Genomic DNA, 16,511 nt, shown 5'->3' with positions numbered 1-16,511 from the left:
GCATTCGCGGTGCCGCTCCGAAGCGATTTCGGAGCGGCTCCCGAAGCCGGCTTTACGCTCTGGTTTACGCAGGCCTCGCTTTTTGGAGGCCTGCGGGTGTATGGGCCCGGAACCATGACCACCACGAGTCCCTCTTCGACGGCCGCGACTGCGCTTCCGGCCGACTGGCGCGACCTGATCGCGCTGACCAAGCCGCGCGTCATCAGCCTTGTGATCTTCACCGGACTGTGCGGCCTGCTGGCCGCGCCCGGCGCCATTCATCCGGTGCTTGGCTTCACCGCGATCCTGTGCATCGCCATGGGGGCGGGCGGCGCTGCCGCACTCAACCAGTGGTGGGAAGCCGATCTCGACGCGGGCATGAAGCGCACCGCCAATCGGCCGCTGCCGCAGGGCCGGCTCGATCGCACCACCGCGCGGGATTTCGCCGGCGTGCTCTGCGCCGTGTCGGTGTTCCTGATGGGCTTTGCGGTGGGCTGGCTGCCGGCGGCGATCCTGGCAGTCTCGATCTTCTATTATTCGGTCGTCTACACGATCTGGCTCAAGCCGCGCACGCCGCAGAACATCGTGATCGGCGGCGGCGCCGGCGCGTTTCCGCCGCTGATCGGCTGGGTTGCGGTGACCGGTCACGTCACCCTGATGCCGGTGCTGCTTTTCGCGATCATCTTCTTCTGGACGCCGCCGCACTTCTGGGCGCTGGCGCTGTTCGTGAAGAGCGATTACGCCAAGGTCGGCATTCCGATGATGCCGGTCGTCGCCGGTGAGAAGTCCACGCGCCGCCAGATCCTGGCCTATGCCGTACTGCTGCTGCCGCTGACGGCGGCGCCTTGGTGGATCGGTGGGACCGGCGCTTTTTACGGCATTTCCGCGCTGGTGCTGTCCGGCCTGTTCCTGCTTCTGTCGATCCGCGTGGGGCTGCGTGAACGCACCGGCCCCGAGGACAGGATGAAGCCGGAGAAGCAGCTTTTCGCTTATTCGATTCTCTACCTCTTCGTGCTGTTCGCGGCGCTGGTGGCGGATCGCTTCATCATGCTTTGAGGAGAGGACATGACGGAAACCAGCAAGACGGAGCCTGTCCAGGCCGATCCGCGCACGCCTGAACAGATCCGCCGCAGCCGCAACAAGGTGCTCGGCCTCAGTCTTGCGGCCTTCGTGGTGCTGGTGTTCCTGATCTCCATCGCGAAGATGGGCTGATGCGCGGGGCGGCGACCCGTCGGGGCGAGACACGCAGCAACCGGCGCGTCGCGTTCATCGCCCTGTCGATGGCTGTGGCGATGCTGGGGCTGGGGTTCGCCTCGGTGCCGCTCTACCGGATCTTCTGCCAGGTCACCGGTTACGGCGGCACCACCCGCCGGGTCGACGAGGCGCAGGCCGCCGCCGTCCAGGGCGTCGGCAAGACGATGTCGATCCGTTTCGACGCCAATGTCGAGCGCGGCATGCCCTGGCAGTTCAAGCCGCTCCAGCGCACCGACACGGTGACCATCGGCGAGCGTGACATGGCGCTGTTCTGGGCGAAGAACGATTCCGGCAAAGTCGTCACCGGCACCGCCAGCTTCAATGTGGAACCCGAGCAGGCGGCGCGCTACTTCAACAAGATCCAGTGCTTCTGCTTCACCTCGCAGACCCTGCAGCCGGGGGAGGCGGTGAAGATGCCGGTGATCTATTACGTCGATCCGGCCATCCTCAGCGATCCCGACAACAAGGACGTCCAGCAGATCACGCTGAGCTACACCTTCCACGTCACCGGCATCGCCGATGCGACGGCGGGCGATGCGAAGGCACTGGACCGCAAGCAAACGGGCGGTTAAGGCTTTGCCCAAGAAATAAATCACGGGGGAACCAAGCTCCCTCGCAAAGATTCGAACAGGCAGATTCGAGCAACGGGGACGAAGGCGCCATGGCCGGTACCAAGAACCACGACTATCACATCCTTCCGCCGGACATCGCGCCGCTGGCGACCACGATCGGCGCACTGACGTTCACCACCGGCATGGTGCTGTTCATGCACAAGATGCCGGGCGGGGCCTTCGTGCCATGGCTCGGTCTGGCGATCCTGCTGGCCTCGATGTTCATGTGGTTCTCGAAGATCGTGGGTGAGGCTCATGCCGGCGATCACACGCCGGTGGTGCAGTTGCACCAGCGTTACGGCATGATCCTGTTCATCGCCTCCGAAGTGATGTTCTTCGTCGGCTGGTTCTGGGCCTTCTTCGATTTCTCGCTGTTCCCCTCGACCATCGCCGAGGTGGTGGGGGGGCAGTGGCCGCCCAAGGCGATCGAGGCGGTCATGGATCCCTTCGCGCTGCCGCTGCTCAACACGCTGATCCTGCTGTGCTCGGGCACCACGGTCACCTGGGCGCATCATTCGCTGATCCACGGCGATCGCGATGGCCTGAAGAAAGGCCTCTGGGCGACGATCCTGCTTGGCCTGCTGTTCTCCACCATCCAGGCCTACGAGTATATCCACGCCCCGTTCCCCTTCGGCCAGAACACTTATGGTTCGGCCTTCTACATGGCGACGGGTTTCCATGGCTTCCACGTGATCGTCGGCACCATCATGCTGATTGTCTGCCTGAAGCGCGCCTACAACGGCGATTTCACGCCGCGCCAGCACTTCGGGTTCGAGGCGGCGGCGTGGTACTGGCACTTCGTCGACGTCGTGTGGCTGTTCCTGTTTGTCGCCGTCTATGTCTGGGGCGGCTGGGGTTACCCGACACACTGATTCCGCCCCGCGGGTCTAGTTCATTTCCCCGAGAGGCAGCCGGACCTGTGTCGGCTGCCTTTTCGGTTTCGTGAAGGGGAGCAGCGATGCCTCAACTGCCGATCAAGCGTCTCCCCATTGTGCCCACGGTCCTGGTTCTGCTGGCTGTCGGCGTGATGATCTGGCTCGGTTTCTGGCAGTTGCACCGGCTGGGCGAGAAGGAGGCCCTGCTGGACCATTATGCGGCGGCGCAGAACAGCAGCGGTGAAGTCGTCTGGCCCAAAGGGGAGGCGGCGGAAAAGGCCCTGCTTTATCGCCATGCCCGGATCGAATGCAGCGCGGTGACCGGGCGTTCCAGCATGGCGGGGCGCAATGCCGCCGGCGAATCGGGCATGGCGCAAACTGCCCAGTGTGTGCTGGCCGATGGCTCGAAGGCGCTGGTTGTGCTTGGCTGGTCGCGTCTGCCGCTGGCGGAAGGCAACTGGACGGGTGGCACGCTCCACGGCGTGATCGCGCCGGGGCCGCGCCTGGTGGCGGTGCCTCCGGTGGATGGACTGGAGGCCAATGCCGTTCCCGACCCTTCCGAAATTCCCAACAACCACCTCGCTTACGCCATCCAGTGGTTCCTTTTTGCCGCCACGGCGCTGGTGATTTACGGGCTGGCTTTGCTAAAGCGCGGGCGCAAGCAATGAAGGAAGATCGGGAATTCTCCTGGTCCCATCATGCCGGCGTCACCGCAGGGGCCGGATGACGGACGCCGGGAGCGGGGGGCAAGGGGCTGGCTTCGATCCCGTCCCGGGCCGGGGGGAAGCCCGCAGCGATTCCTTTTCCCGGCGGCCCGCCTTCTTCCCCCTTTAGGAATTGTTCGCGCGCCAGCCTAATGACAGGCTTTTCATTTCGCGTCCCTGCGGCTAACCGCGCGGGCATGGACTATATCAGCACCCGCGGCAGCGCACCGGCGCTCGACTTCGAAGGCGCCACGCTCGCCGGTCTCGCATCCGACGGTGGCCTTTATGTGCCGCGGGAGTGGCCGCGCTTTTCGGCCGACGAGATCGCTGCGATGGCGGGGCTGCCCTATGCCGAGCTGGCTGCCAAGATCATGTTCCCCTTCGTCGAGGGCAGCCTGACTTATGACCGCCTGCTGGAACTGACCCGCCAGGCCTACGGCCGCTTCGCGCACAAGGCGGTGACGCCGCTCAAGCAATTGGACGAGCAGCAGTGGGTGCTGGAACTGTTCCACGGCCCGACGCTCGCGTTCAAGGACGTCGCTCTGCAATTGCTTGGCCTGCTGTTCGAGGAATTCCTCGGTCGTTCGGAGCGTAACCTGACCATCGTCGGCGCGACCTCGGGCGATACCGGCTCGGCGGCGATCGACGCGGTGGCGGGCCGCGCCAAGGTCGACATCTTCATGCTGCACCCCAAGGGCCGCGTGTCCGACGTGCAGCGCCGCCAGATGACCACGGTGCTGGCACCCAACGTCCACAACATCGCCATCGACGGTTCGTTCGACGACGCGCAGGCCACTGTGAAGCGCATGTTCAACGATCATGCGATGACCGACCGCTTTGCCATCGGCGCGGTGAACTCGATCAACTGGGCGCGCCTGATGGCGCAGGTGGTCTATTACTTCGCCGCCGGCCTCCAGCTGGGCGCGCCGCACCGCAAGGTCGCCTTCTCGGTGCCGACCGGCAACTTCGGCGACGTCTTTGCCGGTTATGTCGCCGCGCAGATGGGCCTGCCGGTCGAGAAGCTGATCGTTGCCACCAACGTCAACGACATCCTTCACCGCGCGCTGGCCGAGGGCGACTACTCGCAGGGCACCGTCACGCCGACTGCGGCGCCTTCGATGGACATCCAGGTCTCGTCGAATTTCGAACGCCTGCTGTTCGACCTCGGCGGCCGTGACGGCAAGGCGCTGGCCGAGCAGATGGCCGGGTTCGAGGCGACCAAGGCCATGCAACTGACCAATGCGCAGCGGGAAGGCGCCGCCGCGCTGTTCTCGTCGGCCCGCACCGACGCCGACGAAATGGCCCAGGCCATCCGCTGGGCCTGGGAGAACTGCGGCGAACTGATCGATCCGCACACGGCTTGCGGTCTGTTTGCAGCCCGCACTGCAGGTATCGACGCCAGCATCCCGGTCGTGACGCTGGCGACTGCGCATCCGGCCAAGTTCCCCGATGCGGTCGAGCGTGCGACCGGGCAGCGCTCGGGTCTGCCCGCCCGCGTCGGCGACCTGTTCGAGCGCGAGGAAAAGTGCGTGGAACTGACCGGCGACTACGAATCGATTGCCGATTTCGTGGCCCAGCACGCGAGCCCGAAGATCTGATGGCGCGCCTCGAAACCCAACCCGTCATCCTCGCCGGAGAGGGCTGGGACGATTACGGCCTTGTCGATTCGGGCCACGGCCGCAAGCTGGAGCGCTATGGCGACTACCGCTTCGTGCGCCCCGAACCACAGGCGATGTGGACCCCGCGCCTCGAAAACTGGGATGCGCACGGAGAATTCGTGCCGGGCTCGGACGAGGACGGCGGCGGCAGGTGGCAGTTCGACAGGCCGGTTCCGCGCGAAGGCTGGCCGCTTGCGTGGAACGAAGTCCGCTTTACCGCGCAGTGCACGCCGTTCCGCCATCTCGGCTTCTTCCCGGACATGGCGCCGGTGTGGGACTGGATGCGCGAGATGCTTGCGGGCATGAGCGACGCCAACACGCTGAACCTGTTCGGCTATACCGGGGTCGGCACCATGGCGCTTTCGGCGCATGGCCCGGTGACGCACGTCGATGCCTCGAAGAAGTCGGTCGGTCAGGCGCGCGAGAACGCGGCGTTGGCCGGGCTTGAGGATCGTCCGGTCCGCTGGCTGATCGACGATGCCGCCAAGTTCGCCGCGCGCGAAGTGCGCCGGGGCAAGCGGTATGACGGCATCATCCTCGATCCGCCCAAGTTCGGTCGTGGCCCTACGGGTGAGACATGGCGCCTCGAAGAGAACCTTCCGGGCCTGCTCGCCGATTGCCGCCAGTTGCTCGACGCCGACAGCAAGTTCCTGTTCCTCACCGTCTATGCCGTGCGCATGTCGTCGCTGGCGCTGGCCGGGCTGATGGAGGAACTGTTCCGAGAGCTGCCCGGAACCATCGAGCATGGTGACCTGTCCGTGCGCGAGGACGTCCTTCGGCAGGGTCAGGATGAGCGGGAAGGCCGCTTGCTGCCGACGGCAATCTTCGCACGCTGGCGCAATAACGGCTAAGGGCCTGAGCCATGACCGCCATCACCGATTCGCTTATCCTCGAAGTCGCCGATTTCGAACACGACGTTCTCACCGGGATCTACTCGGAAGAGACCGGTAAGCCGCAGCCGCTGCGCTTCACCATCCAGGTCTCGATGAAGCCGGTCGACCGCTACACGCCCGATACCCCGCTGACCGAGAGCAAGAATTACATGGATCTCAAGTTCGCGGCGAGCGATGCGCTGCCTGCCGGGGTCCATTTCAAGCTGATCGAGGCGGTGGCCGATCACGTCTGCGAGACTCTGTTCCTGCAGGACGCGCGGATCACCGCGGTGACGGTGAAGATCGTCAAGCTCGCCATTGCCGAAGCGGGCGAGAAGATCGGCATCACGCTCACCCGGCAGCGCCGCTGAGCCATGATCCTGCGCGTAGGGCCCCTGGCGGTGAATCCGCTCGATGCCGCCGCGCAGTTCCATGCCGAGGTCCTGCCTGCCGCCCGCGCTGCCTTGCAGGGCGGTGAGGAACTGACGCTGGTGTTCGCGCCTGCCGACCATACCCACCGGGGCTGGCGCCTCGCCGTCGTGCAGGAACTGGCCCGCGATCATGCCCCTCTCAGGGTCAATGCGCTGTGCGGCGGGGACGAGCAGGCCATCGTCGCGGCGGCAGATTGGTTGGGCCGGGCGCCGGGCGTTACCGGGCAATACCTTCCGCTTGATGCGAAGGGCGCGGGGGCCTTAGTATAGCCGCAGCCATGAGCCTCGCATCGCCCCTCGTCGACCAGTTCCGACGCCGCATCACCTATTTGCGGCTTTCGGTGACCGATCGCTGCGACCTGCGCTGCTCCTACTGCATGCCCGAGCGCATGACCTTCCTGCCGAGGAAGGACGTGCTCAGCCTTGAGGAACTGCACAAGCTCTCGCTCGGCTTCATCGCTCGGGGCGTGACCAGGCTCCGGCTCACCGGCGGCGAGCCGCTGGTGCGGCGCGACGTCATCGACCTGATCGCCGCGCTCGGCCGCAAGATCGGCGACGGTCTGGAGGAACTGACCCTTACCACCAACGGCACCCGCTTGGCCGAATTTGCCGACGATCTTGCCGCGGCCGGCGTGCGGCGGATCAACGTCTCACTCGACACGCTGGACCGCGCGACGTTCGCGCGCATCACCCGCCGGGATTCACTGCCGCAGGTGCTTGAGGGGCTGGCGGCCGCCAAGGCGGCGGGGATCGCCGTGAAGCTGAATACAGTCGCTCTCAAGGGGCTGAACGAACAGCATATCCCTGAAATCGTCGGCTGGGCGCACGGGCAGGGTTTCGACGCCACGCTGATCGAGGTCATGCCGCTGGGCGAGGTCGAGGAAGACCGCATCGACCATTACCTGCCGCTGCCGGCAGTGCGCGAGGCGCTCGAGCAACGCTGGACGCTGACGCCGAGTGGCCACCGCACCGGCGGACCGGCGCGCTATTTCGATGTGGCGCAAACCGGTGGCCGGATCGGTTTCATCACGCCGCTCACCGGGAACTTCTGCGAAAGCTGCAACCGCATTCGCGTCACTGCGACCGGGCAGCTCTATGCTTGCCTTGGCGGCAGCGAGCGGGTGGATCTGCGTGCCGCGCTGCGCAGCGCGGATCCCGACACTGCGCTTGGTGCCGCGTTTGACTCGGCAATGCGGATCAAGCCGGAACGCCACCACTTCGCCATCGACAGGCGCGGCGCCGCCCCGGCGCTGGCGCGCCACATGTCGATGACGGGAGGCTGAGAATGCAGGCAAGACTGGTGTTCCTCGGCCGTCTCGAGGACCTTGCGGGCTGCGCAGATCATGATCTGGCCGCCAGCGCGCCGCTGGACTGGTATGACGTGCTCGGCTGGCTGGGCGATCATTTCGTGCCGGAACTGGCCGATACCGTCGCTGGCGATAAAGTCCGGGTGGCGGTGAACGGTGCGCTGCTGGGCGACAAGCACGCGCTGGTGCTGGCCGATGGCGACGAACTCGCGTTCCTGCCGCCGGTCTCGGGAGGCTGAGATGGACAGCCAAGTCCGCCTGCTGACCGCGCCGTTCGATCCCGCCGCCCTGCTGGCCGCGTTCACGGCCGGCCTGCCCCATGCCGGCGGGGTCGTCAGTTTCCTCGGCCAGGTACGCGCGGGCGAGGGGGTGGAGGCACTCGAACTGCGGCATTACGAACCGCTGACGCTTCCGGCCATGCGTGACCTTGCGGTGCGCGTGCGCGGGCGCTGGGATATTGACGGCTTGCTGATCGTCCATCGTAGCGGCGAGATGGGCCCGGCCGAGCCGATCGTGCTGGTCGCCGCCGCCGCGCGCCATCGCCGCGATGCTTTTGCCGCTGTGGACTTCGCGATGGATCACCTCAAGAGCGAATCGTGGTTCTGGAAGCGCGAGAAGCGCGGCGGGATCTGGCACTGGATCGAGCCGCGCGAGCAGGATTTCGAGGACATCGCCCGCTGGGGGTGAAGCGGCGCGCGCGAATGGCGACTGCGTTTGATTCGCATCAATGAAGCCCGGCTTCTCCTGCTGCATTGCCGTGGCAGGAGATCATCGCCATGACCCAGCGGCTCAGTCAGCAACAGGTTCGAGACCTCATCGTCGATGCGCCGAGGCGTGTTGTCGGCGCGCGCGCAAGTGCAGCGCCTGGCCCCGTCCATGTCGCGGCTGCCGCCGTCTATCTTGCCTTCGTCGGGCTTGTGGCCGGCCTGTTCCTGCGTCTGGACCTGGCCCTGCCGATGCTGACGTTTGCCGGCCTGCTTGTCGCGGGCCTCGGTTTTGCCGCTGCCTGGACAAGACGGCAGGTGGCCAGCCGGGGCAGTAATGCCGCCTGGGCAGCGCTGGGCATGACGGGAATGGAACTCTGAGTGCAAGGGTGGCGACAGGCGGGACGACCATCTGCGGTCCTCTTCTTTCCTGTGCTGATCCTGGGATGAGGGCAGGCCGTCTGCCCTGATCGTCGCCTGATCGAATCGTGGCCCCGGCCGGGGGGCTTCTAGGAGCTGCGAACCGATCGCGCTTGGATGACCCCTCCCCCATCACGGGGGAGGGGTCTTTTTTCGTGTTCAGTTGCCGAGACGGCCATCGAGCCGGGCGATTGCGTCGTCCTGTGCGGCAACCAGCGTCTGCACCTGTTCGCGGGCGGCGCCAATGCTCCTGGCGCTGGGCGATTCCTCGACCGGCGCGGCATCGCGGGCATCGGCATACATCGTGTCGAGTTCGCCGAGCGCGGCGATCGCCGGATCGCGGCTTGCCTGCAAGGCGGAGACCGCAGCCTGCGCGGTCAGCCAGGCATCGCCGCTGCGGGCCGAGCCGGCGGCGGACACTGCCCGCTCGGCGGCCGCGCGCCGTGCGGCGAACTGGCCATCGGCCTGGCGGGCAGCCGCCAGCAGGCCATCGATTCGCGTCGTGAGGTCGGCGCTGGCGGGCGGCAGCGGGGCAGGGGGCGCATCGGCATCGGGAGTGACGGGCGTAGCCCGTTCGACCGGCCGGACGGCGAGCGAGGGATAGTGGCCGGCGGAGGAGCAGGCGGCGAGGCCTGCGCCAAGGAAGAGCGGCAGCAAGCGGACTTTTGCGCGGATCATGAATGTGCCATAGCACGCGCAGGGACAATCGCGAGTGGCAATTGCGCGGGATGGGTGTCGGCGGTGGTCGGCGCACCGTGCGATCCCCGGCGGCGAGAGAGTCTCATTAGAGTCGTATTTCCGGGCTTTCCCGGCCAAGTCCTTGGTTGACACGAATCGGCGGTTGCCCTAACGGCACCACTCTTTCCGGGACCTCGTTCATGAACGGGGCTCGGCGCGTCGCCCGCAAGGCTCCACGGTTCCTCGTCGGACCTGAGCGGCCGGGGCAAGTTTGTTTCGGCCCATCACGGGCACACATAGAGATTAGGTAAGGGCACCATGTTCGCAGTTGTGCGCACGGGCGGCAAGCAGTACCGGGTTGCCGCCGGAGACAAGATCGCGGTTGAAAAGCTGGCTGGTGAAGCCGGTGAGACCATCACGCTGGGCGACGTTCTGCTCGCTGGCAACGACGGCGAAGTCCTCGACGCCGCGAAGGTTTCGGTTTCGGCCGAAATCATCGCTCAGGCCAAGAGCGAAAAGGTCGTGGTGTTCAAGAAGCGCCGCCGCCACAACTATCGTCGCAAGAACGGCCACCGCCAGCAGCTGACGCTGCTGCGCATCGTGTCGGTCGCCTGAGCCCAAGATCGGAAGGACTGAACAATGGCACATAAGAAAGCTGGCGGTTCGTCGCGTAACGGTCGCGACTCTGCAGGCCGCCGTCTTGGCGTGAAGAAGTTCGGCGGTCAGGAAGTGATCGGCGGCAACATCATCATTCGTCAGCGCGGCACCCGCGTGTACCCGGGCGTGAACGTCGGCATGGGCAAGGATCACACCCTGTTCGCCACCGCCGAAGGTCGCGTGCGCTTCCACGACGGCAAACTCGGCCGCAAGTACGTCTCGGTAGACGTGATGGCTGAAGCCGCCGAATAATCGGATGGTCGATAAAAGGGCCATCCCGACGGGATGGTCCCGCCGATCCGCTCGGATCGGCTGAACGAGGGAGAGGGGCCAGCCCGTCTCCCTCTTTTCGTGTCTCCCTCTCGCACAGTCCGCGTTCGAGCCGGCTCGAATCTCGCCCATTTTTCCGCAAAATGTGCCTGATTTCCGCCAATTGGCCGTCCGCGTAATCGCAATGTCACGCGTCCTGTCTATGAAGGATGCGGGGCTGATGAGTGGAGATACGTTATGTTCATTCGCAGCGAACGCCTGTTCCTGCGGCCTGGCTGGCCCGAGGACAGCGCCGAGCTTCTGGCATTGATCGCCGACAAGTCGGTCGTGCGCAACCTTGCTCGCGCACCCTGGCCTTATACCGCCGACGATGCGCGCCGTTTCCTTGAGGCACCGCAGGACCGCCTGCTGCCGCGTTTCCTGATCACCCAGCCCGGTGCCGAGGGCGCGCGGTTGCTCGGCTGCGTGGGTCTGGCCGAAATCGACGGCGAGGTCAGCCTCGGTTACTGGATCGCACGCGACCAGTGGGGGCAGGGCTTTGCCAGCGAGGCGGTGGGCGCGGTGCTTGCGCTGGCGCGCTCGATCGGTCATCGCCGCATCGTCGCCAGCCACTTCGTCGACAACCCGGGTTCGGGCCGCGTGCTCGAAAAGGCCGGTTTCGAGCGCACCGGCCGAATCGTCGAGCGGTTCAGCGCGGGCCGCGGCATGGCCTTTCCCGCGCGCGAATATGCGCTGGAGTTCGGTGAGCCCTGCGACTGCGACGACGGTGGCAATGGGGACGGTGACGGCAAGGCGGGCATTTCGGCTTCGCGAATGGCACTGCCGGGCATGAGTGCGCGCCGACGCGCAGCCTGAGTCTTCGCAACATTCCGCTTTCCTGACAGGGCCCTGCCCGGGACATCCCGGGCAGGGCCCTTTCGTTTTGGGTACTAGAGCGTTTTCTAATCAGGTGGACTCACCTGATGACTCGGAATGCGCGTAAAACCAAAATATTAGAGCAGTTGATCCGATGCAATCGGATTGGAAACTGCTCTAATGGGAACAGCCCGGAGACCCTCTGGAGCCGAATCTTAATCCGTGCTCCCCAACTTCCTCGGTGTCGATTCCGTGGCACGTCCTGGCCGGAACGACGCAAAGTGCGTGCATGGACCCGTCCGCTCATGCATGATGGCATCCGCGAGACCAGAAATACGGAGAACCGTGTCATGTTCGTCCGCACGGAGAGGCTTTTCCTGAGGCCGGGCTGGCCTGAGGATCTAGATGAACTTGTCACTGCGATTTCGGAAGCGATCTCGCGGGAGAGGGCGGAAAACCGAATCGGCGACGCGACCCTGCCGCGTACGGCCAAGGCGATCCGCGATTACCTGATGCGTGCCCGGGATCCGCGGCTGCCGCACTTCTTTGTCTACTTGCGCGCGCCGGACGGGGCGAAGCTGGTCGGCGGGATCGGCCTTGGCCGGTTCGATGGCGAAGTGGAGATGGGATACTGGATCGCGCCGCCTTTCCGCGGCCAGGGGTATGCGCGCGAAGCGGTGCGCGCACTGCTCGATCAGGCACGGGCTCTGGGGCACCGGCGGGTCATGGCCAGCTATTTCGAGGGCGACGAGCCAGGCTCTGCGAACAGCGGCGCCATTTCGGCTGCTCGCAGCGTGCTGGAGGCCACCGGCTTTTGCGACAGCGGCGAGGTGCGGGAGCGGTTCAGCCCGGTGCAGGGTTCGCCGATGCTGGCGCGGATCTTCGTGGCCGAACTGGGCGGCAACGCCAGCCTACGACTGGTCGCCTCGCGGCGAACGGGGCTCGCCGCGGGCTTGCCGGGCGCGCGTTTGCTCAACTGAACGCGGGGCTCATTCCTCGTCGGTGGCGAGCGGCAGCCAATGGGGGGCAAGCGCTGGGTCGATGTCCTCCACCCGCAGGTGGTCCACCGCGAAGCCGAATTCGGGATAGGCGGCGCGGCGGCGCTTCTCATCCGAGCGGGCCAGCGGCACCACGATCAGGCGGCGGTTGACCTTCTGGCGCCAGTTCATTCGCGCGGTGTTTTCCTGGCCGACGTAGCAGCCCTTGGTGAAGCTGACGCCGTTCAGTTCGGCGGCATTGCATTCGAGCCAGAGCGTCTCGCCCTCGCCCAGTTCGGCGCGCCCTTCGGGCACGCCGATGTGCAGCCTATGCAGCCGCCAGGCCGCATCCGCGCCGGCTTCGTGTTCGGCCGGGTCCATCTCGTCGATCCGGCCGACCCAGCGTTCGCCCAGCGCGGCAAGCCGCGGATCGGGCGCGGCGCCGTCGCCCAGGTGCGGGCGCCAGTGGACCGAGAGGCGTTCGTCGCGGGCGATGTCGATGGCTCGGCGCAGGCGGTACATCGACAGGCGCTTGACCAGCGTGTCGGCATGTTCGGCCTCGCAGTCGATCAGCAGGTCATTGCCCGAGGGCCAGACGATGAAATCGAACAGCGCCTTGCCTTGCGGGGTGAGCAGTGCCGCCCAGGTGGGAAGATGCGCCTTCACGTCGGCGGTTACCAGCCCCTGAAGGAAGTCGGCGACGTCTTCCTGCGAATCGGCACGGGGGGAAAGCCGGATCACGGCACGGTCGAACAGGCGGCTGGCGGTCATGCGCGATAAGTGGGGGAGCGGCTGCGGATCCGCAAGGCGCCGGTTCCGGCAAATCGAAGGCAATCGAAATTTGGCGGGCAAAGGGCGCGATCGGTCAAGACGAAGGCGGGGAAGCAGGGCAAGCAAGGCAAGATGACTGTTCCAGATAATGGAATAGTTCCGTCGAAATTATCATGATTTCCTGATGGCCGATCACCGGCTATCTCTTCATCCAAGAATTCCACCTCTCTCCCAAGGATACCCGAGATGACCGGACGCATTGCCAACCCCAAGGTCGAGAAGCTGATCGTCGATCGCTGGTCGCCGCGCGCCTTCGATGGCAGCGAGATCCCGCAGGAAGACCTCGACGTGATCTTCGAAGCCGGCGGCTGGGCGCCTTCGGCCTACAACGTGCAGCCCTGGACCTTCCTTTATGCGAAGAAGGGCGATGCCAACTGGGACCTGTTCCTCGCGCAACTGATCGAGTTCAACCAGGGCTGGGCCAAGGATGCCTCGGCGCTCGTGTTTGTCGTGTCGGACAGCCAGATGCGTTCGGACAAGGGTAACTCGAACAACCACAGTCACAGCTTCGATGCCGGTGCGGCATGGGCGCTGGCGGCGCTGCAGGCGCAGGCACTCGGCTACCACACCCATGGCATGACCGGCCTGAAGTTCGGTGAAGCCGAAGCGGCGCTGGCCATCCCGGCCGACCACCGGCTCGAGGCCGCCTTTGCCATCGGCAAGATCGGCGACAAGTCGAGCCTGCCCGAATTCCTGCAGGAGCGTGAAGTGGCCAGCAACCGCAAGCCGGTGGCCGAGATTGCCAAGGCCGGCACTTTTGCCTGAATGAGATCGGCCTGATTTCCCCCCGATCAGGTTGACGGCGCCTCCTCCTCCTCCTTCGCGCGGGGCGCCTTGTGAGCCCGGTCCGTTTCCCCGTCATCGATCGGGGCGGACCGGGCTTCTTCGTTCGGGAGGATCAGAAGCCCATCTTGAGGTTGAACATGACCCGGTTGCTGACGACCCCGCCGGGCATCGCAACCGAACTCATGTCGACGCCGGCCATGGTTCCCGGCGCGATCTGCCGTTCCGCGCGTCCAAGACCCTCCGTCACGACATAAGTGTCGGGCAGCGGCCGAAGCCGGTCGGCCTCGGGATTCGGGGCACAGACGACGATTTCCCCCGGCTTGCCTACCGGGCATCGGCGCGGAACGACGATCAGCACGGTGCTCTCCTCTGCGCGCAGCGTCGCAAGGTCGAAGGAATCAAGCGATTGTTCGGCGGCCAGGGGTGGCGGCACGGCGGGTTGGTCGGCGGGGGGCATGGGGCGCACACTCCTGCTGGCGGGTCCCGGTCAGGACGCAGCATGCAACCATCTGATCGTGGCGGATTTGCGGCAACTGCACAGTCCCGCTTGTGACCGAGAAACGAACTCTTCCATGGTCAGGCGAGCGGGATTGGACCATAGGCGCCGCTTGCGGCCTCTTGCATGGGGCAGGACAAGGATCACGCGGGCCATGGCGCAAGGCAGCATCATCACCAGCCCCACGGGCGGAAAACGCAGGCTCGGCCCTTACCGCGGTGCCCTGGGGGCACTTTTCGGCATCGCCGCCGCCGGGGCGCTGACGCGGCTGCTGGAAAGTGGCTACGACCCGGCGCTGCCGTTCCTGGTTGCGCCGCTCGGCGCCTCTGCGGTGCTGGTGTTTGCGGTGCCGGCCAGTCCGCTGGCACAGCCCTGGCCGGTGCTGGGCGGAAACCTGATCTCGGCCATGGTCGGATTGGCCTTGGGGCACCTCCTCGGCGATCCGTGGCTGGCCGGTAGCCTGGCCGTTGCCAGCGCGATCGCGGTGATGACGCTGACCCGCAGCCTGCATCCGCCCGGCGGCGCCTGCGCGCTGCTCTGCGCGCTGGGGGCGAGCGGCACGCCGGCCTGGGGCTGGGCCCATCTGCTTCCCATCGCGCTCAATGTCGTGACGCTCTGCGTGATCGGCTGGATCTACAACAATGCGACCGACCATCCCTGGCCGCATCGCGCCCAGCCCGTCGCCCATCAACCCGGCGAGCCCTATCGGCGCGAGGACATCGACACGCTTCTGGCCGAGTGGGAGGAAACCCTCGACGTCGACGCCGACGATCTCGATGCCTTCGTGCAGGAACTGCTGAAGCGGGGGCGCGCCTCGGGCTGATCGGTCAGGCGGCTGCGGCCGACCGGCGGCGCCGCAGCAGGTCCCAGCAGAAGATCGCGATGGCGGTCCAGATGAACAGGAAGCACAGCAACTGCGAGGACTGGAATGGCTCGTGGAATGCGATCAGGCCCATCAGGAACACGCCGGTGGGCGTGATGAACTGGATGAAGCCCAACAGCGAGAAGTCCAGCTTGCGCGCGGCCGAGGCGAACAGCAGCAGCGGGACGCCGGTGATCGGGCCGGCGCAGGCCAGCAGCAGATCGATGCGCAGCGATGAGCCCATGGCAAGGCCCGCCCCGCTTGTGACCTGCCAGGCGAGCACGCCGATGGCCGGGATCAGCAGGACCAGCGTCTCCACGGTCAGGCCGGGCAGGGCCGTGACGGGGGCCAGCTTGCGAGTGAGGCCGTAGCCCGCGAAGCTGAGCGCCAGGCTCAGGCTGATCCACAAGGTGTCGAGGGCCCCCTTCGCCAGCATCGCGACGCCGATCGCCGCCAGCGCCATCGCCAGCCACTGCAGGCGCGACAGCTTCTCGCGCAGGAAGACGGTGGCGGCCAGCACGTTGACCAGCGGATTGATGTAGTAGCCGAGGCTGGCTGCCAGAATGTGGCCGCTGGCAACCGCGATCACGTAGATCGACCAGTTGATGCCAATCAGCAGGCCGCTCAGCGCCAGCGCGCCGAGGATGCGCGGGGTGGTGAGTGCAGCGCGCAGTTCCGCGCCCTGCTTCAAGGCCGCGATCGTCAGCAGGCAGAACGGCAGCGTGAAGAGGATGCGCCAGGCCACCACCTCGAACGCCGAAACCTCGTGCAGCGCCGCGAAATAGAGCGGGAAAAGGCACCAGACGAAGTAGGCGCCCAGCGCCTGCGCAAGACCGCCGGAGCGGCGGGGGAGGGGATTCGGCATGAATACGGGGCCCCGGGGCAGGATTGCCGGGCTGCGATAGGGGCGCTCACGGAGGCGGGCAAGCGGTTCGTCGCATCAGGGGCCTCGCCTCGTCGATATCGCCGATTCTGACAGCCGCGTAGCACTGCGTTCAGGTTGGTTGGCTTAAAGATGAATGTATGCAGCGGAACACGGGTAGCGACTGCCCGCCGCCGGACTGAAGGAGAATGACAATGCGCGTACTGACCAAGGCCACTGCCCTTGCCGTCGCGACCGTCTCGCTGGCGGGTGCGATGCCGGCTCTCGCGGCTCCGACGTTTCATGCGAACACCGAATTCGCAGCGCCGGGGCGGGAAACCAACGCTCACAGCCGCGACCGTTACGGGCGCGGGGACTACCGCCGCGGTTACGGCTATCACAGCTCGTACCGTGATGGCTAC

23 protein-coding genes and 1 pseudogene are annotated in these 16,511 nt (G+C 66.0%); 20 read left to right on the top strand and 4 right to left on the bottom strand.

The window, feature by feature from the left end; translation table 11 throughout:
* Positions 1–114: 114 nt before the first annotated feature.
* The 13 genes from OKA11_RS17935 (at position 115) to OKA11_RS17875 (ending at position 8,776) form a co-directional block, all read left to right on the top strand.
* Positions 115–1,035 carry a heme o synthase gene (locus tag OKA11_RS17935; RefSeq protein ID WP_267222812.1) on the top strand — a complete coding sequence of 307 codons (921 nt, stop codon included), beginning with the start codon at positions 115–117 and terminating at the stop codon, positions 1,033–1,035.
* 9 nt (positions 1,036–1,044) lie between these two features.
* Positions 1,045–1,191: a hypothetical protein gene (locus OKA11_RS17930; protein ID WP_267222810.1), complete on the top strand. Its 147-nt coding sequence runs from the start codon at positions 1,045–1,047 to the stop codon at positions 1,189–1,191.
* On the top strand, positions 1,191–1,805 hold the full coding sequence (locus tag OKA11_RS17925) for a cytochrome c oxidase assembly protein (RefSeq protein WP_267222807.1): 615 nt from the start codon (positions 1,191–1,193) through the stop codon (positions 1,803–1,805). Before OKA11_RS17930 ends, OKA11_RS17925 begins: the two co-directional genes overlap by 1 nt.
* An 89-nt stretch (positions 1,806–1,894) precedes the next feature.
* On the top strand, positions 1,895–2,716 hold the full coding sequence (locus OKA11_RS17920) for a cytochrome c oxidase subunit 3 (RefSeq protein WP_267222805.1): 822 nt from the start codon (positions 1,895–1,897) through the stop codon (positions 2,714–2,716).
* A gap of 86 nt (positions 2,717–2,802) precedes the next feature.
* Positions 2,803–3,387 (top strand): SURF1 family protein, encoded by a 585-nt coding sequence (locus OKA11_RS17915; protein WP_267222802.1) that lies wholly within the window; start codon positions 2,803–2,805, stop codon positions 3,385–3,387.
* A 233-nt stretch (positions 3,388–3,620) separates the two neighbouring features.
* Positions 3,621–5,021: a threonine synthase gene (gene thrC, locus OKA11_RS17910; protein ID WP_267222800.1), complete on the top strand. Its 1,401-nt coding sequence runs from the start codon at positions 3,621–3,623 to the stop codon at positions 5,019–5,021.
* Entirely contained in the window at positions 5,021–5,932 is a 912-nt protein-coding gene (locus OKA11_RS17905; RefSeq protein ID WP_267222798.1) for a class I SAM-dependent methyltransferase, read from the top strand. The genes thrC and OKA11_RS17905 overlap by 1 nt, the downstream gene beginning before the upstream one ends.
* A 20-nt stretch (positions 5,933–5,952) precedes the next feature.
* A complete protein-coding gene (locus tag OKA11_RS17900; protein WP_267222935.1) occupies positions 5,953–6,324 on the top strand; it encodes a dihydroneopterin aldolase in 372 nt (123 codons plus the stop codon).
* A gap of 3 nt (positions 6,325–6,327) precedes the next feature.
* Entirely contained in the window at positions 6,328–6,654 is a 327-nt protein-coding gene (locus tag OKA11_RS17895) for a Rossmann fold domain-containing protein (RefSeq protein WP_142635713.1), read from the top strand.
* An 8-nt stretch (positions 6,655–6,662) separates the two neighbouring features.
* The gene (gene moaA, locus OKA11_RS17890; RefSeq protein ID WP_267222796.1) at positions 6,663–7,667 is read left to right on the top strand and encodes a GTP 3',8-cyclase MoaA; all 1,005 of its coding nucleotides are present in this window, start codon (positions 6,663–6,665) and stop codon (positions 7,665–7,667) included.
* Positions 7,668–7,669: 2 nt separating this feature from the next.
* A complete protein-coding gene (locus tag OKA11_RS17885; protein ID WP_267222793.1) occupies positions 7,670–7,930 on the top strand; it encodes a MoaD/ThiS family protein in 261 nt (86 codons plus the stop codon).
* Position 7,931: 1 nt separating this feature from the next.
* The gene (locus tag OKA11_RS17880; RefSeq protein WP_267222792.1) at positions 7,932–8,378 is read left to right on the top strand and encodes a molybdenum cofactor biosynthesis protein MoaE; all 447 of its coding nucleotides are present in this window, start codon (positions 7,932–7,934) and stop codon (positions 8,376–8,378) included.
* Between the two features lie 89 nt (positions 8,379–8,467).
* Positions 8,468–8,776 carry a hypothetical protein gene (locus OKA11_RS17875; protein ID WP_267222790.1) on the top strand — a complete coding sequence of 103 codons (309 nt, stop codon included), beginning with the start codon at positions 8,468–8,470 and terminating at the stop codon, positions 8,774–8,776.
* Positions 8,777–8,974: 198 nt separating this feature from the next.
* On the opposite strand, the gene OKA11_RS17870 is transcribed toward OKA11_RS17875, so the two are convergent.
* The gene (locus OKA11_RS17870; protein WP_267222788.1) at positions 8,975–9,493 is read right to left on the bottom strand and encodes a hypothetical protein; all 519 of its coding nucleotides are present in this window, start codon (positions 9,491–9,493) and stop codon (positions 8,975–8,977) included.
* A 318-nt stretch (positions 9,494–9,811) separates the two neighbouring features.
* On the opposite strand from OKA11_RS17870, the gene rplU reads away from it, so the two are divergent.
* The 4 genes from rplU (at position 9,812) to OKA11_RS17850 (ending at position 12,255) form a co-directional block, all read left to right on the top strand.
* On the top strand, positions 9,812–10,108 hold the full coding sequence (rplU, locus tag OKA11_RS17865; protein WP_142635701.1) for a 50S ribosomal protein L21: 297 nt from the start codon (positions 9,812–9,814) through the stop codon (positions 10,106–10,108).
* A 24-nt stretch (positions 10,109–10,132) separates the two neighbouring features.
* The gene (gene rpmA, locus OKA11_RS17860) at positions 10,133–10,402 is read left to right on the top strand and encodes a 50S ribosomal protein L27 (RefSeq protein ID WP_086493003.1); all 270 of its coding nucleotides are present in this window, start codon (positions 10,133–10,135) and stop codon (positions 10,400–10,402) included.
* A gap of 255 nt (positions 10,403–10,657) precedes the next feature.
* The gene (locus OKA11_RS17855; protein ID WP_267222780.1) at positions 10,658–11,275 is read left to right on the top strand and encodes a GNAT family N-acetyltransferase; all 618 of its coding nucleotides are present in this window, start codon (positions 10,658–10,660) and stop codon (positions 11,273–11,275) included.
* Positions 11,276–11,625: 350 nt separating this feature from the next.
* Entirely contained in the window at positions 11,626–12,255 is a 630-nt protein-coding gene (locus OKA11_RS17850) for a GNAT family N-acetyltransferase (RefSeq protein ID WP_267222778.1), read from the top strand.
* 9 nt (positions 12,256–12,264) lie between these two features.
* On the opposite strand, the gene ygfZ is transcribed toward OKA11_RS17850, so the two are convergent.
* On the bottom strand, positions 12,265–13,023 hold the full coding sequence (gene ygfZ / locus OKA11_RS17845) for a CAF17-like 4Fe-4S cluster assembly/insertion protein YgfZ (protein ID WP_267222776.1): 759 nt from the start codon (positions 13,021–13,023) through the stop codon (positions 12,265–12,267).
* A gap of 246 nt (positions 13,024–13,269) precedes the next feature.
* Here ygfZ and OKA11_RS17840 point away from each other — a divergent pair, with 246 nt between their 5' ends.
* Positions 13,270–13,848: a nitroreductase family protein gene (locus OKA11_RS17840; protein ID WP_267222774.1), complete on the top strand. Its 579-nt coding sequence runs from the start codon at positions 13,270–13,272 to the stop codon at positions 13,846–13,848.
* Positions 13,849–13,981: 133 nt separating this feature from the next.
* Here OKA11_RS17840 and OKA11_RS17835 read toward each other — a convergent pair whose 3' ends face one another.
* Positions 13,982–14,326 carry a hypothetical protein gene (locus OKA11_RS17835; protein WP_267222772.1) on the bottom strand — a complete coding sequence of 115 codons (345 nt, stop codon included), beginning with the start codon at positions 14,324–14,326 and terminating at the stop codon, positions 13,982–13,984.
* Positions 14,327–14,519: 193 nt separating this feature from the next.
* Between OKA11_RS17835 and OKA11_RS17830 the strand changes: the two genes are divergently transcribed.
* Complete coding sequence (locus OKA11_RS17830; RefSeq protein ID WP_267222769.1) at positions 14,520–15,188, top strand: HPP family protein; 669 nt, start codon at positions 14,520–14,522, stop codon at positions 15,186–15,188.
* A 4-nt stretch (positions 15,189–15,192) separates the two neighbouring features.
* Here OKA11_RS17830 and rarD read toward each other — a convergent pair whose 3' ends face one another.
* Positions 15,193–16,092, bottom strand: a complete 900-nt coding sequence (gene rarD / locus OKA11_RS17825) for an EamA family transporter RarD (protein WP_267222768.1) — start codon at positions 16,090–16,092, stop codon at positions 15,193–15,195.
* Between the two features lie 212 nt (positions 16,093–16,304).
* On the opposite strand from rarD, the pseudogene OKA11_RS17820 reads away from it, so the two are divergent.
* Positions 16,305–16,511: pseudogene (locus OKA11_RS17820) on the top strand (glycine zipper 2TM domain-containing protein); the annotation flags it as partial.

It is taken from the genome of Novosphingobium clariflavum (assembly GCF_026420865.1).
Taxonomy (GTDB): domain Bacteria; phylum Pseudomonadota; class Alphaproteobacteria; order Sphingomonadales; family Sphingomonadaceae; genus Novosphingobium; species Novosphingobium clariflavum.
The sequence above is the reverse complement of the archived record's forward strand: the minus strand, read 5'-3'. Positions and strand labels throughout refer to the sequence as shown.

What these genes read in the sequence shown, in the direction of transcription:
- OKA11_RS17905 (WP_267222798.1), top strand. Translation starts at nt 5,021, where the DNA reads ATGGCGCGCCTCGAAACCCAACCCGTCATCCTCGCCGGAGAGGGCTGG.
- OKA11_RS17920 (WP_267222805.1), top strand. Translation starts at nt 1,895, where the DNA reads ATGGCCGGTACCAAGAACCACGACTATCACATCCTTCCGCCGGACATC.
- rarD (WP_267222768.1), bottom strand. Translation starts at nt 16,092, where the DNA reads ATGCCGAATCCCCTCCCCCGCCGCTCCGGCGGTCTTGCGCAGGCGCTG.
- OKA11_RS17880 (WP_267222792.1), top strand. Translation starts at nt 7,932, where the DNA reads ATGGACAGCCAAGTCCGCCTGCTGACCGCGCCGTTCGATCCCGCCGCC.
- OKA11_RS17830 (WP_267222769.1), top strand. Translation starts at nt 14,520, where the DNA reads ATGGCGCAAGGCAGCATCATCACCAGCCCCACGGGCGGAAAACGCAGG.
- moaA (WP_267222796.1), top strand. Translation starts at nt 6,663, where the DNA reads ATGAGCCTCGCATCGCCCCTCGTCGACCAGTTCCGACGCCGCATCACC.
- OKA11_RS17840 (WP_267222774.1), top strand. Translation starts at nt 13,270, where the DNA reads ATGACCGGACGCATTGCCAACCCCAAGGTCGAGAAGCTGATCGTCGAT.
- OKA11_RS17870 (WP_267222788.1), bottom strand. Translation starts at nt 9,493, where the DNA reads ATGATCCGCGCAAAAGTCCGCTTGCTGCCGCTCTTCCTTGGCGCAGGC.
- OKA11_RS17915 (WP_267222802.1), top strand. Translation starts at nt 2,803, where the DNA reads ATGCCTCAACTGCCGATCAAGCGTCTCCCCATTGTGCCCACGGTCCTG.
- thrC (WP_267222800.1), top strand. Translation starts at nt 3,621, where the DNA reads ATGGACTATATCAGCACCCGCGGCAGCGCACCGGCGCTCGACTTCGAA.
- rpmA (WP_086493003.1), top strand. Translation starts at nt 10,133, where the DNA reads ATGGCACATAAGAAAGCTGGCGGTTCGTCGCGTAACGGTCGCGACTCT.
- OKA11_RS17885 (WP_267222793.1), top strand. Translation starts at nt 7,670, where the DNA reads ATGCAGGCAAGACTGGTGTTCCTCGGCCGTCTCGAGGACCTTGCGGGC.
- OKA11_RS17930 (WP_267222810.1), top strand. Translation starts at nt 1,045, where the DNA reads ATGACGGAAACCAGCAAGACGGAGCCTGTCCAGGCCGATCCGCGCACG.
- ygfZ (WP_267222776.1), bottom strand. Translation starts at nt 13,023, where the DNA reads ATGACCGCCAGCCGCCTGTTCGACCGTGCCGTGATCCGGCTTTCCCCC.
- OKA11_RS17835 (WP_267222772.1), bottom strand. Translation starts at nt 14,326, where the DNA reads ATGCCCCCCGCCGACCAACCCGCCGTGCCGCCACCCCTGGCCGCCGAA.
- OKA11_RS17925 (WP_267222807.1), top strand. Translation starts at nt 1,191, where the DNA reads ATGCGCGGGGCGGCGACCCGTCGGGGCGAGACACGCAGCAACCGGCGC.
- OKA11_RS17875 (WP_267222790.1), top strand. Translation starts at nt 8,468, where the DNA reads ATGACCCAGCGGCTCAGTCAGCAACAGGTTCGAGACCTCATCGTCGAT.
- OKA11_RS17850 (WP_267222778.1), top strand. Translation starts at nt 11,626, where the DNA reads ATGTTCGTCCGCACGGAGAGGCTTTTCCTGAGGCCGGGCTGGCCTGAG.
- OKA11_RS17935 (WP_267222812.1), top strand. Translation starts at nt 115, where the DNA reads ATGACCACCACGAGTCCCTCTTCGACGGCCGCGACTGCGCTTCCGGCC.
- rplU (WP_142635701.1), top strand. Translation starts at nt 9,812, where the DNA reads ATGTTCGCAGTTGTGCGCACGGGCGGCAAGCAGTACCGGGTTGCCGCC.
- OKA11_RS17855 (WP_267222780.1), top strand. Translation starts at nt 10,658, where the DNA reads ATGTTCATTCGCAGCGAACGCCTGTTCCTGCGGCCTGGCTGGCCCGAG.
- OKA11_RS17895 (WP_142635713.1), top strand. Translation starts at nt 6,328, where the DNA reads ATGATCCTGCGCGTAGGGCCCCTGGCGGTGAATCCGCTCGATGCCGCC.